The sequence below is a fragment of the Pseudomonas sp. LBUM1672 genome (assembly GCF_059695655.1).
The window spans coordinates 1,039,631-1,052,362 of sequence record NZ_CP166781.1 but is presented as its reverse complement, the minus strand read 5'-3'; the positions used below and the strand labels follow the sequence as shown (position 1 = coordinate 1,052,362).

Annotated in this window: 12 protein-coding genes and 1 pseudogene; 6 read left to right on the top strand and 7 right to left on the bottom strand. The window is 60.1% G+C overall.

The window, feature by feature from the left end; all coding sequences use genetic code 11:
• Nucleotides 1-169: 169 nt before the first annotated feature.
• Together ACA053_RS04635 and ACA053_RS04630 are read right to left on the bottom strand one after the other, a co-directional pair.
• The gene (locus ACA053_RS04635; protein ID WP_497315690.1) at nucleotides 170-577 is read right to left on the bottom strand and encodes an HPF/RaiA family ribosome-associated protein; all 408 of its coding nucleotides are present in this window, start codon (nucleotides 575-577) and stop codon (nucleotides 170-172) included.
• A gap of 213 nt (nucleotides 578-790) precedes the next feature.
• The gene (locus tag ACA053_RS04630; protein WP_109628043.1) at nucleotides 791-1,738 is read right to left on the bottom strand and encodes a LysR substrate-binding domain-containing protein; all 948 of its coding nucleotides are present in this window, start codon (nucleotides 1,736-1,738) and stop codon (nucleotides 791-793) included.
• A 135-nt stretch (nucleotides 1,739-1,873) separates the two neighbouring features.
• Between ACA053_RS04630 and ACA053_RS04625 the strand changes: the two genes are divergently transcribed.
• The 3 genes from ACA053_RS04625 to ACA053_RS04615 all read left to right on the top strand — a co-directional run bounded on the left by ACA053_RS04625 (nucleotide 1,874) and on the right by ACA053_RS04615 (nucleotide 5,147).
• Nucleotides 1,874-3,250 carry an L-serine ammonia-lyase gene (locus ACA053_RS04625; RefSeq protein ID WP_497394637.1) on the top strand — a complete coding sequence of 459 codons (1,377 nt, stop codon included), beginning with the start codon at nucleotides 1,874-1,876 and terminating at the stop codon, nucleotides 3,248-3,250.
• A 61-nt stretch (nucleotides 3,251-3,311) separates the two neighbouring features.
• Complete coding sequence (locus ACA053_RS04620) at nucleotides 3,312-4,613, top strand: HAAAP family serine/threonine permease (RefSeq protein ID WP_497315687.1); 1,302 nt, start codon at nucleotides 3,312-3,314, stop codon at nucleotides 4,611-4,613.
• A 216-nt stretch (nucleotides 4,614-4,829) separates the two neighbouring features.
• Nucleotides 4,830-5,147 carry a DUF3509 domain-containing protein gene (locus tag ACA053_RS04615; RefSeq protein ID WP_109628040.1) on the top strand — a complete coding sequence of 106 codons (318 nt, stop codon included), beginning with the start codon at nucleotides 4,830-4,832 and terminating at the stop codon, nucleotides 5,145-5,147.
• On the opposite strand, the gene ACA053_RS04610 is transcribed toward ACA053_RS04615, so the two are convergent.
• On the bottom strand, nucleotides 5,144-5,644 hold the full coding sequence (locus ACA053_RS04610; protein WP_109628039.1) for a phosphate-starvation-inducible protein PsiE: 501 nt from the start codon (nucleotides 5,642-5,644) through the stop codon (nucleotides 5,144-5,146). The two genes, ACA053_RS04615 and ACA053_RS04610, sit on opposite strands and share 4 nt — an antisense overlap.
• A 314-nt stretch (nucleotides 5,645-5,958) precedes the next feature.
• On the opposite strand from ACA053_RS04610, the pseudogene ACA053_RS04605 reads away from it, so the two are divergent.
• Nucleotides 5,959-6,213: pseudogene (locus tag ACA053_RS04605) on the top strand (YebG family protein); the annotation flags it as partial.
• A 160-nt stretch (nucleotides 6,214-6,373) separates the two neighbouring features.
• Here ACA053_RS04605 and ACA053_RS04600 read toward each other — a convergent pair.
• Nucleotides 6,374-7,393, bottom strand: coding sequence for a Glu/Leu/Phe/Val dehydrogenase family protein (locus ACA053_RS04600; RefSeq protein WP_219095759.1), 1,020 nt, complete (start codon nucleotides 7,391-7,393; stop codon nucleotides 6,374-6,376).
• A 183-nt stretch (nucleotides 7,394-7,576) separates the two neighbouring features.
• On the opposite strand from ACA053_RS04600, the gene ACA053_RS04595 reads away from it, so the two are divergent.
• Nucleotides 7,577-8,380, top strand: a complete 804-nt coding sequence (locus tag ACA053_RS04595) for a SirB1 family protein (protein WP_497315685.1) — start codon at nucleotides 7,577-7,579, stop codon at nucleotides 8,378-8,380.
• 113 nt (nucleotides 8,381-8,493) lie between these two features.
• Here the strand turns inward: ACA053_RS04595 and maiA are convergent, their stop codons facing one another.
• From maiA to hmgA, 3 genes are read right to left on the bottom strand one after another with little or no spacing between them, the layout of a single operon-like run.
• Nucleotides 8,494-9,135, bottom strand: coding sequence for a maleylacetoacetate isomerase (gene maiA / locus ACA053_RS04590; RefSeq protein ID WP_497394636.1), 642 nt, complete (start codon nucleotides 9,133-9,135; stop codon nucleotides 8,494-8,496).
• Between the two features lie 12 nt (nucleotides 9,136-9,147).
• Entirely contained in the window at nucleotides 9,148-10,452 is a 1,305-nt protein-coding gene (gene fahA / locus ACA053_RS04585; RefSeq protein ID WP_497394635.1) for a fumarylacetoacetase, read from the bottom strand.
• A 3-nt stretch (nucleotides 10,453-10,455) separates the two neighbouring features.
• The gene (hmgA, locus tag ACA053_RS04580) at nucleotides 10,456-11,760 is read right to left on the bottom strand and encodes a homogentisate 1,2-dioxygenase (RefSeq protein WP_497315679.1); all 1,305 of its coding nucleotides are present in this window, start codon (nucleotides 11,758-11,760) and stop codon (nucleotides 10,456-10,458) included.
• Nucleotides 11,761-11,925: 165 nt separating this feature from the next.
• Here hmgA and ACA053_RS04575 point away from each other — a divergent pair, with 165 nt between their 5' ends.
• Nucleotides 11,926-12,732 carry an IclR family transcriptional regulator gene (locus ACA053_RS04575; protein ID WP_109628032.1) on the top strand — a complete coding sequence of 269 codons (807 nt, stop codon included), beginning with the start codon at nucleotides 11,926-11,928 and terminating at the stop codon, nucleotides 12,730-12,732.

The following is a 12,732-nucleotide window of genomic DNA, read 5'->3' as shown; positions in this document are numbered from 1 at the left end:
TTCCAGAAATACTATCTATGCAGGATTGGCGACTGCTTCGCAGCCCAACGGGGATAAATCCCCTCGCCACAAGGTATTAATAAACTATAGAAATCACCAACCCTGAAACAAGAACGGGCCTGCATCAGCAGGCCCGTTTTCAGTGGGAAGGTAAAAAGTGAATCAGGCTTCAGCCGTTTTGTGCAGCCTGTTCGTTCTCGAGAAACTCGTCTTCCAGCAGCTTGTCGGCGGTGGCCCTTTCGAATGGCATCACAGCGGCACGTGGTTTGCCCCGCAGTTTGCCGAACAGATGCTCAAGCGCATGTTCGAGTTTTTCCGCCGCACCGTCGATCGCTTGCTCCAGGGTGTCGGCTTTATGAGTGACAGAAATCGGTTGGTGGCCTTTTGGCCGCGCTTCCAGCTGGCAGCGCATGTCATGGGGACCTGGCTTGTCGCCATTCTCGTCCCGCAGATGAACCTCGACGCGTGTCAGGTCCTCTTCATAACGTTCGAGCGTGCTCTCAATGGTAGTACGTACCCACTCCTCCAGTCGGATGCTGCTTTGAATATGGTTATCACTGTTGACTTGGATTTGCATAGTTCATCCCTTATTTCAGCTAGCTCGCGAGAGGCGCATCGGCTGGCCCTTGGACGTCATCACCGTGACCTCTTACTTACACAATCGGTCTGCGCGCAGAACATTTCAACCCCTAGAAAAAGATAAATATGGATTCGCAAAAAAAGCCGGACAACCGGTAAAAGCGCTGTTAAGGTCGGGAGTTGGGTCGCCCCTCTCTTTAGTCACAATTGCTCACATCTGCCGCTCCGCCAGTGGGTGCAGACTCCGAAAGATCCCCGCCTCCTCCACCAGCCAGTCATGCACCGCACGCACACCCGGATGGCTCAGCGCGCCTGGCGCATAGAGCAGCACGTAACGCTTGTGATTGGGCACCGCCAGGCCGAACGGCACAATCAACGTCCCGCGCTCCAGCTCATCGTTGAGCAACGTGCGCCGCGCAATCGCCACACCCATGCCGGCAATCGCCGCTTCGATGGTCAGGTGATTGCGATTGAAGGTATGCCCGCGCCGCACATCCGCGCCCTCGAAGCCAATGGCATTGAGGTAGAACTCCCATTCCGCGTACTCGTAACTGCCGCGCCAGGCGGTGATGTCGTGCAGCAGGGGAAAGTGCACCAGGCCGGCCGGACCGTGCAGCGGTGGCCGGCCGCGTAGCAGACTCGGGGCGCAGACCGGGAAGATCTGTTCGTCGAGCAGGGTTGTGGATAACAACCCGGGATAACTGCCGTCATTCAAGTCGATGGCCAGGTCGAAGTCACCTTCGTGCAGCGGCACGCTGCTGTCCTCGGCCACCAGGCGCAGCTGAATGTCCGGGAAGCGCTGCTGCAAGCGCGGCAGGCGCGGGGTCAGCCACTTGCTCAGGAACGATGGAATAGACCGCACCCGCAGAATCCCGCTGATCATTCCCGCGTCCAGTCGTCGCAATTCCGCATCGATGTTGCCGTAAGCCTCGTTGACCGTAATGGCCAGTCGCTGGCCCTCGGCGCTCAATTCCACACCGCGGGCACGGCGGTGAAACAAGCGAAAGCCCAACCGTTCTTCCAGTTGACGGATTTGCTGACTGACCGCACCCGGCGTGATGTGCAGCTCTTCAGCACATCGGGTGAACGACAAGTGCCGCGCGGCACAGGAAAACACGTGCAGCCAGACGTAAGTCTGGGCGTGCAATTGGCGACTCATTGTTTAGTCCTGCTAAAGGCTGTCTTAGGAAGTTTCGTTGGTCACGTTGGACCGAGGTAGGCAGTATCGCCGACATTGCGCTTGTCCTACAAAAATGGCAGCGATTTCTCTTCCATTGCTTGTATAGGCTTTAGCATGGCTATCAGTGTTTTCGATCTCTTCAAAGTCGGCATCGGTCCGTCCAGTTCCCACACCGTCGGCCCGATGCGCGCCGCGGCGACCTTTGCCCAGGCACTGATTGACCAGGGTTTGCTGGACGCCGTGCGTCGGGTAGAAATCCGTCTGTACGGCTCCCTTTCGGCCACCGGCGTCGGCCACGCGACCGACCGCGCCTGCGTCATGGGCCTGATGGGCGAATGGCCGGACAGCATCGACCCGACCACCATCGACAGCCGCATCCAGAGCCTGCGCGAATCCGGCGAATTGTCTCTGGCTGGCAGCAAGACCATCGCCTTCAACTGGCAACGCGATCTCCTGCTGCTCGACGAGAGCCTGCCCTACCACCCCAACGCCATGTCTCTGACAGCCTTTGGTGAAACCGGAGAGTTGTCGGAGCAAACGTACTACTCGATTGGCGGCGGTTTCATCATCGAAGCGGCGGAAGCCGAGTCCGGTATCGCGCCGACCAGCGACGTGGTGCTGCCCTACGATTTTTCCAGCGCTGGCGAACTGCTCAAGCTCTGTAACCAGCACGGCCTGCGGGTTTCCGAGTTGATGTTGGCCAACGAACTGGCCTGGCGCAGCGAAGCCGAGATCCGTCAGGGCTTGCTGCACATCTGGTCGGTGATGCGTGAGTGCGTCGAGCAAGGCTTGCGTCACGAAGGCATCCTGCCCGGTGGTCTGAATGTTCCGCGTCGCGCGGCGAAATTGCACCGCAGCCTGTTGGAAATCGGCAAGCCGAATGTCATCACGTCCACGCTGTCGGCCATGGAGTGGGTGAACCTGTTCGCCCTCGCCGTGAACGAAGAAAACGCAGCGGGCGGGCGCATGGTGACGGCGCCGACCAACGGCGCGGCAGGGATCATTCCGGCGGTATTGCACTACTACATGAAATTCAACCCGGACGCGTCGGACGATGACGTGGTCGCGTTCTTTTTGGGCGCGGCGGCCGTAGGCATTCTCTGCAAGAAAAACGCGTCCATCTCCGGTGCCGAAGTCGGCTGCCAGGGTGAAGTCGGTTCCGCCTGCGCCATGGCGGCTGCCGGCCTGGCTGACGTGCTCGGCGCCACGCCCGAGCAACTGGAAAACGCCGCCGAAATAGGCCTGGAACACAACCTTGGCCTGACCTGCGACCCGGTTGGCGGCCTGGTGCAAGTGCCGTGCATCGAACGCAACGCCATCGCCGCCGTGAAGGCGATCAACGCCACGCAAATGGCCCTGCGCGGCGACGGCAAACACTTTATTTCCCTGGACCGGGTAATCCGCACCATGCGCGATACCGGCGCCGACATGCACGACAAATACAAAGAGACTTCACGGGGCGGCCTGGCTGTCAGCTGGGTGGAGTGCTGAGGAGCATTACCTGACCGCCCGTAACCGTGAGCCCGAGCAAGAACAATAACGAGGCCAAACGATGACCGATGTACGTACACCTGCTGCCGATAACCCAGCTGTAGAACTCAAACGCGACACAGCAACCGCCACCAAAGGCTGGAGCAAACACGACACCACCTGGATGCTCGGCCTCTATGGCACGGCTATCGGCGCCGGCACGCTGTTCCTGCCAATCAACGCCGGCGTGGGTGGCTTCTGGCCGCTGCTGATCCTGGCGGTGCTGGCATTCCCGATGACCTACTTTGCTCACCGGGGCCTGACCCGCTTCGTGCTGTCCGGTCGCTCCGGAGACATCACCGAAGTGGTGGAAGAACACTTCGGCATTGGCGCCGGCAAGCTGATCACGCTGCTGTATTTCTTTGCGATCTTCCCGATTCTGCTGGTGTACAGCGTGGCGCTGACCAACACCTTGAGCAGCTTCATGGAGCATCAACTGCACATCGCCCCGCCACCGCGGGCGATTTTGTCGCTGGTGCTGATTCTCGGTCTGATGGCCATCGTGCGTTGTGGCCAGGGTGTCATCGTCAAATGCATGAGCGTGCTGGTTTATCCGTTCGTCGCGGCGTTGCTGCTGCTCGGAGTCAGCCTGATCCCTAACTGGAACGGCGCGTTCTTCGCCACCGCCAGCGAAGGCATGCCGCTGCCGCTGTTCTTCAAAACCTTGTGGCTGGCGATCCCGGTGATGGTGTTCTCTTTCAACCATTCGCCGATCATTTCCGCGTTCGCCGTTGACCAGAAACAGCGCTACGGCGAACAGGCCGAACGCAAGAGCAGCGGCATTCTCGCCATCGCCCACGCCATGATGGTGGTGACGGTGATGTTCTTCTGCTTCAGCTGCGTGCTGGCACTGTCCCCGGCTGATCTGGCGGCGGCGAAGGCGCAGAACATCTCGATCCTGTCGTACCTGGCCAACCACTTCCAGACGCCGGTCATCGCATACGCTGCGCCGCTGATTGCGCTGGTGGCAATCACCAAATCCTTCCTCGGCCATTACATCGGCGCCAGCGAAGGCTTTCAGGGCCTGATCGTGAAAAGCCTGCGCGGCCGTGGCCGGGTGATGTCGGCGAGCTGGCTGAACCGCATCACGGCGCTGTTCATGATCCTCAGCTGCTGGGCCGTGGCGACCTTCAACCCGAGCATCCTCGGCATGATCGAAACCCTCGGCGGGCCGATCATCGCGTGCCTGTTGTTCCTGATGCCGATGTACGCCATCCGCCGCGTGCCGGCCCTGCGCCAGTATTCCGGGCAGGCGTCGAACGTGTTCGTGGTGTTGATCGGTTTGATTGCACTGTCTGCGATCATCTATTCATTCATGCCCTGAAACGGGCAGGCAAAAAGAAGGCGGGCCTCAGTGCCCGCCTCTTTTTTGCCGTGATAATTGTTCGACAATTTTCCCGGCATGGCCCTTGCTAAGTCTTGTCTGAGGCAAAAGGACTTTTGAAAACCTCAGCGAGCGGCCTGCCAATGGTCCGGTAATGCGAACCAACCTGATCATGGCCGGTCAACAACTGCACGTTCAATCAGGCGGTGACGCATCATGGACAACCCTTTTCAGCTCATTACCGATGCCTTTGCAGCGGACTATCAGATCAACCTGAGCATTCAGGGGCTGGACGGCCGCATCATGCTGACCCTGTCCAACAGCGGCCACGTGGTTGCCAAGCGGATGATCAGCGCCGAACAGCGCAATGACCCCAAGCGCCTCAAGCGCCTGGTGCAAAGCATTCAGTTCGGCATCGCCATCGAACAGGGCCATAGCGCCATGTCGATCCTCGAAGCCATGACCGATGGCGACAATCGCAACCTGCCGCCACCCCAAGTCAAAGCCAAGCCCCGCCCCACCATGGGACTTTAGATTTCGCCCTTCTCCACTTCGGGATGTTCACCGGAACCCGCACCGACCTTGCGTTGCGGGTGTTCGATCTTCACCGAAGGGAATTGCGACGAAGCGTAACGCACCACCAGAATCGCAAACGCCAGCAGCAGAATCCCGCCGCACAGGTAAATGATGCCGAGGTCCGGCGGGTTGTGGTGCGAGACGTTGGAAATCAACAGTCGCGTCAGCGCCGTGATTGCCACGTAGATCAGGAAGCGCACCGGCATGTGGTTGGTCTTGAAGTAAATCCCGACCATCGCACCCAGTTCCAGGTAGATGAACAGCAGCAAGATGTCATCGATCTTGATGTGCCCTTCTTCGATCATCCCGAGAAATTCCATCACCGCCGCCCACGCGGTCACTGCACCGATGGCGAACAACGCCAGGTAATGGAAGGTCTCGACGAACAGGTTGCCCAGGGACTCGGCCAATTGATGCACGTTCTGCCGCAGTTTCTCGGCCCAGTTGATTTTCACGGTGATTCTTCCTTAGCTCGGTTCGAGCGGATGATGCGGGTTTGACGTGACGGTTGTTCTGCATGCAGAAAAAAGGCCAGAGGCGCCTGCCACATGATGGCGAGATGCTCTAAAACGCGCTCCGTGGCGTTTGGTCGCACCTGAGAGAGCCAGCCTGCTCGCGAAGGGAGCAACTCGGTCCACCTGACAAACCCTGATTTCGGTCTACATTGAAAAGCCACTACCCAAAGCGCAGGGATTCGCTTATCCTTTTCGCTGTATATAAATACAGTGGTCGAAACAGACAACTAATGTGAAGGCATGTGAGGTGGTGAATGGCCGTCGAAGTGGTATACCGCAGCAGCCGAGATCTGGAGCGCTTGTTCATGGATAAAGCCGAAGCTGACCGTCATGACAAAATGCTCGAACTGGCTGAGTTGCTGGCTGAAGTGTTGCAGAAAGCCGTTCCGTCCCTGACCGAACAGCAGGTGGAAGAAGCCGGGATCTACATGGCGAAGAATCGCGATGTGTTCGCCAAGGCATTCAAGAGCCAGCCGGATGCTTTGTCCGAACTGCTGAATGCGCCGGCCGAAGTGGTTGAAACGTCTGAACCGGTTGAAGAAGTTGCCACCGCTGAGCCGACCAAGCCAGCTAAAGCCGCCAAGACACCGAAGTAAGCAATGCCCGAATTGAATAGGCCCTGAGTCGAATGGCTCAGGGCCTTTTTCATGTCTGGAGTAAAAGCAGGATTCAGCGGTACAGCACTTTCTCCGCCAACTCGTCCGCCACCCGTGCAGGCGAACGTTTTTCCGCCTGCGCATGGGCAAAGACTTCGGTCAGCCGCGAGGCGATTTTCGACAGGTGCGCGGTGATGGTCGTGAGTTCTTCGCCACGGTGTTTGAGCGAAACGTAGATCAGCCCGCCGGAATTGATCACGTAATCCGGCGCATACAAAATGCCCCGTCGCTCCAGTTGATCGGCGACTTCCAGATGCGTCAGCTGATTGTTCGCCGAACCGGCCACTGCCGAGCAGCGCAGTTGAGTGACGCTGTGGCTGTTGAGCACGCCACCGAGGCCGCAGGGCGCGAGAATGTCGCACGGCGTGCTGAGCAGCGCATCGTTGGCGATCGGATGAGCGCCCAATTGCTCCATCGCCAATTGCACCTTGCCGTGATCGATGTCGCTGACCAGCAGTTCGGCGCCAGCGGCGTGCAGCTGTTCGGCCAAGGCATAACCGACGTTGCCCAAGCCCTGGATCGCGACCCGCAGGCCTTCGAGGTTATCACTACCCAGACGAGCCATGGCGGTGGCACGAATGCCGGTGAACACCCCCATCGCGGCGTGTGGCGCGGGGTCGCCCGCCGAGGTGGTGCTGGTAACGTGTTGGGTCTGTTGGGCGATGCAATCCATGTCCGCCACCGAGGTGCCGCTGTCGATCGCGGTGATGTAGCGCCCGTCGAGTTGATTGATGCAGCGGCCGAAGGCTTCGAACAGCGCGGCACGATTTTCCACATGCACCGGTCGGACAATGACCGCCACCCCGCCACCTTGGGCCAAGCCCGCCAGCGCCGCCTTGTAACTCATGCCCTGCGCCAGGCGAATGGCATCCTCGACTGCAGATTCGTCGCTGGGATAGGCAAGGTAACGACATCCCCCCAGGGCTGGCCCCAGGCGGCTGTTATGAATGGCAATGACCGCCTTCAACCCGGTGACCGGGTCGACGCTCAGATGCAGCGATTCAAGGCGAGTGCTTTGCATGAGAGCGAACATCGTAGGGCTCCCGAATCACTTCTTGTAGTCGCCAGTATAGGCTTGCGCCCAAAAATTGCAGAAGCGCACCGGAATAAGCAGCGCCGCAATGCAGGCTTTCGGACATAACCTGATACCGCATGTGTGCCGCACTGGACGAATGCCGGCGACGGGGCTAAAACGAGGCATTGCCCGGAGATTTTGATGACCCCGCGCCAACACTTTTTTGACTGCCTGCAACGATCACCGCCCGCGCTGTTCGAGGCGGCGCTGTGGATGGCGGCCGAGCATGACAAAGAGGTAAATCCCGAGAAGGTGCTGGCAGACTTTCGCGATCTGCAACAGCGGGTCAGTTATGGCTTGCCGATGCTGCCGGTGAGCGAACTGGCCCAGCCGCTGTTGCGGCGGATGAATGACCTGGGGTTCGCCCAGGACGACTTCACCCCGCTGCGCCCGCAAGTGGCACTGGTCAATAAGGTGCTGGAACTCAGGCGCGGCCAGCCGCTGTCCTTGGGGTTGATCGCGCTGGAGCTGGCCAGACGCCTGGAGATCCCGTTGGTCGGGGTCAATTTCCCCGGGCACTTCCTGCTGCGGGTGCCAGGTGCCGATCACCTGCTGGACCCGTGCGGCGGGCGCCGCTTGTACCCCAACGATTGCCGTGAATTGCTGCAACGCCAGTACGGCCCGAACATAAAACTCAACGCCGAGCATTTGCTGACCGCCGAACCGGCGCAAATGCTGCAACGGCTGTCACGCAACCTGCGCCAGTTGCACCTTTCCCACGATGACTACATCGGCGCGCTGATCGACGCTGAACGCGTGCTGGAACTGGGCAACGCCAACGCCTCCGATTACCTGGCCCGGGCGAGCCTCTATCAACGGCTGGACTGCCCGAACGCCGAGCGCTTCGACCTGGAGCATGCATTGCTGCTCAGTGACGACCCGATCCAGCGGATTCGCCTGACTGAACGACTGGGGCATCTGCCGCCGAACTCGATCGTCCATTAATCACAGATCCCTTGTGGGAGCGGGCTTGCCCGCGATGGCGGTGTGTCAGCCAAATGAATGTCGACTGACACACCCTCATCGCGGGCAAGCCCGCTCCCACAGGGGTGGTGGTATCAGGTTTTAGGGGTGTCTGGCTGGTTGGCCGGATGGGCCTTGATGAAGGCTGGATGCGTTGCCGCCAGTGCCGCCACCCGACGAATCCGTGGATACGCTTCAAGTGAGATGTTGAACCGCTCGGCGGCGTACAGCTGCGGGATCAGATAGACGTCCGCCAAGCCTGGCTCCGGCCCAAAGCAAAACCCCTCATCCCCAATCAACTGCTCCACCGTCGCCAAACCCTGGCTGATCCAGTGGCCGATCCACTCCACCACCTGCGTCTCATCGTGACCCAATTGCCGCAGCTTGTTGAGCACGCTGACGTTGTGCAACGGATGCACGTCGCAACCAATTATGGCTGCGACACCACGCTCATGAGCGCGCGCGGCCAGGTCTTTGGACAGCAGCGGCACCTGTGGATAACGTTCCTCCAGGTACTCGATGATGGCCGGCGACTGAATCAGCAGTTCGCCTTCATCGGTGCGCAAGGCCGGCACCCGGCCTTGCGGATTGATCGCCAGATACGGTGCTTGCCGATGCTCGCCACCCGGCGGTGCGATCAGATTGACCGGCAGCGCCTGGACATCCAGGCCCTTCAATGCCAACGCAATGCGCACCCGGTAAGACGACGTCGAACGGTAGTAGGTGTAGAGCTCCATGAGCCGATCCTCTTAGCGCGCCGCGATGACTTTGCCGCGGCATTCGCCGAAACCGATGGAGGCAAAACCGTCGCGGCTGCAACGCGCCCGCAAGATGATTTCGTCGCCGTCTTCAAGGAACTTGCGCACCTCGCCCGACGCCAGCTCGATCGGCTTTTTCCCGCCCTCGGTGATTTCCAGCAGGCTGCCGAACTGACCGTTTTCCGGTCCCGACAACGTGCCCGAACCGAACAGGTCACCGGCCTGCAACTGGCAGCCGTTGACGCTGTGGTGCGCGACCATTTGCGCCACGGTCCAGTACATGTGTTTGGTGTTGCTGAGCGTCAGGCGATGGGCCGGCAGTTTTTGCTCGCGCAGGCCTTCGGTCAGCAGCAGCACTTCCAGCTCGATATCGAAAGCACCCAAGGCTTGATCACGCTTGTCGAACAGGTACGGCAGCGGCTGCGGATCGCCTTCAGGGCGCGCCGGTTGAGCACGACGGAACGGCTCCAGCGCTTCGGCTGTCACGACCCAGGGCGAGATGCTGGTGATAAAACTTTTCGACAGGAACGGCCCCAGCGGCTGGTATTCCCAGGCCTGGATGTCCCGCGCCGACCAGTCGTTGAGCAGGCAAAAACCGGCAATGTGATCGGCCGCGTCGCCAATGGCGATCGAGTCACCCATCTCGTTGCCATGACCGATCCAGATACCCAGTTCCAGTTCGTAATCCAGGCGTGCGCACGGGCCAAAGGTCGGCTCGGTCTGACCGGCTGGCAAGGTCTGGCCTTTCGGACGGCGAACGTCGGTGCCGGACGGGCGAATGGTCGAAGCACGACCGTGATAGCCGATCGGTACGTACTTATAGTTCGGCAGCAACGGGTTGTCCGGGCGGAACAGTTTGCCGACGTTCTGCGCGTGCTCGATGCCGACGTAGAAGTCGGTGTAATCGTTGATTTTCGCCGGAAGGTGCATCTCGCAGTTTGCCGCCAGTGGCAGCAGCTTTGCGCCTTGGGCTTCGATCTTGCCGTGCAGGGTGCTGCCTTCAGCGAACAGTTCCAGCAGACGCTCACGCAGTGCAACGCGAGCCTCACGACCCAATTCGAAAAACGCATTCAGCTGACCGCCACGGGTGGCTTCTACGGCGGTTTTTGCCAGGCCGTCGAAGAGGCCGGCGTCCAGCGCCGCTTCCAGATCAAAAATGTGTTCGCCAATGGCGACGCCACTGCGCGGTGCAGAGCCCTTCACACTGAACACGCCCAGCGGCAGGTTTTGCAGCGGGAAATCAGCATGGCCGTTGGCGGAAGAAACCCAGCTACGAGTGATGGAAGTCTGAGTCATGGGTTATCTCCGGGTCGGGTCGAAAGTGGCGGGCAGCGTGGCCCAGCAGGCATCGTAATTAGGTTGAAGTTGCGGGCAATCCAGGGCGAAACGGCTCGGGCGCAGCACCTGGCTGGTCTCGAACATGAACGCCATGGTGTTGTCGATTTTCGCTGGCGCCAGTTCGGCGTTCATGGCCTTGGTGCAGGTTTCGCCGTCCGGGCCATGAGCGCTCATGCAGCTGTGCAACGACGCGCCGCCGGGCACGAAACCTTCGGCCTTGGCGTCGTACTCGCCCTTGATCAGGCCCATGAATTCGTTCATCAGGTTGCGGTGGAACCATGGTGGACGGAAGGTTTTCTCGGCGACCATCCAGCGTGGCGGGAAGATCACGAAGTCCAGATTGGCCAGACCGTGGACGCTGGTCGGCGAGGTCAGGACGGTGAAAATCGACGGATCCGGGTGATCGAAACTCACCGTACCGATGGTGTTGAAACGGCGCAGGTCATATTTGTACGGCACGTTATTGCCGTGCCAGGCGACCACGTTCAGCGGCGAATGATCGAGCTCACAGCCCCACAATTGGCCGAGGAATTTCTGCACCAGAGTGATCGGTTGCTTGAGGTTTTCGTAATGCGCAACGGGCGTCAGGAAGTCCCGGGCATTGGCCAGACCGTTGCTGCCGATCGGCCCCAGGTCTGGCAGGCGCAGTGGCGCGCCGTGGTTTTCGGCGATATAGCCGCGCGCTTGCGGGTCGAGCAATTCGACGCGGAATTTCAGACCGCGCGGCAGCACGGCGATTTCCAGCGGCTCCAGTTCCAGCACGCCCAATTCGGTGGCGATGCGCAGGCGGCCCTGCTCAGGCACCAGCAGCAGTTCACCGTCGGCATTGAAGAACACGCGCTCCATGGAACGGTTGGCGCGGTAGCTGTAGATGCTGATCCCGGCGGGTTTGTCTGCGCCCGAGTTGGCGGCCATGCTCACCAGCCCGTCAATGAAATCGGTCGGTTCGCTCGGGATGTCCAGCGGGTTCCAGCGCAGGCGATTGGGGGTTACTTCACCCAACGGACCACCGGCCAATTGCCGATCCAGTTTGACGAACGCCGGGTGATTGGCCGACGGCTGAATCCGGTACATCCAGGTGCGCCGCGCTTCGCTGCGGGCCATGGTGAACGCGGTACCGGAGAACAGTTCGGTGTAGAGGCCGTAAGGGGCTTTTTGCGGGGAGTTCTGGCCGACGGGCAGTGCGCCGGGCAACGCTTCGCTGCTGAATTCGTTGCCGAAGCCTGACTGATAAGCCAGCGCTGGCGCCGTTGAATCGAGGTTCATGGAGCCTCCTGAACAGGGAGTAGGCAATGGCCTGTCGCTCTACTGCAGAGTTCTCGGCACGCCCGGGTTATTTTTGTCGTAATTCGATTACGCATAACGTAATTTGATTGGTATTGACCGTCAAGCTATAAAGACGCCCATTCGTCCCGGGATCAGACTGCCTTCATGGAAACGCCGCGCAACAACGACAAACAGAAAGTCCGCTCGGCCGAGGTCGGTACCGACATCCTCAAGGCACTCGCCGAGTTGTCGCCCTCGACCTCGTTGTCGCGCCTGGCCGAACACGTGCAGATGCCGGCAAGCAAGGTTCATCGTTATTTGCAGGCGCTGATCGCCAGCGGTTTCGCCGAGCAGAACACCGCCACCAACCATTACGGACTCGGCCGTGAAGCACTGCGCGTGGGCCTCGCCGCGCTCAACAGTATGGACGTGCTGAAAGTTGCCGCCCTGCCCTTGGCCGAGTTGCGCGATGAACTGAACGAAACTTGCTTTTTGGCGGTGTGGGGCAATCAGGGTGCGACCGTGGTGCACATCGAACCGGCGGTGCGTGCGGTGACGGTTGTGACGCAGTTGGGTTCGGTGCTGCCGTTGCTCAGCTCGTCCACTGGCCTGGTGTTTGGCGCGTTTCTACCGAAGCGCGAAACCGTGGACTTGCGCGATCAGGAACTGCAAAACACCAACGAGCACGTCTTGGCGGACGATCAAGCCTATGCGGCCTTGTGCGAACAGATCCGCGAGCGCGGCCTGCATCATGTGCATGGTTTACTCATGCCGGGGGTGGACGCCTTGTCAGCACCGGTATTCAACGCAGTAGGGAATGTCGCGGCGGTCATGACCATTGTCGGCCCTACCTCGTTATTTCACGCCGACGAAAACGGCCCGGCGGCGCAGCGATTGCTGGCGGCGACGCGGGCCGTGAGTTGGCGGATGGGCCATGAGCCCGTCCATGCAGCGAGTCCGATCAGCGATTAA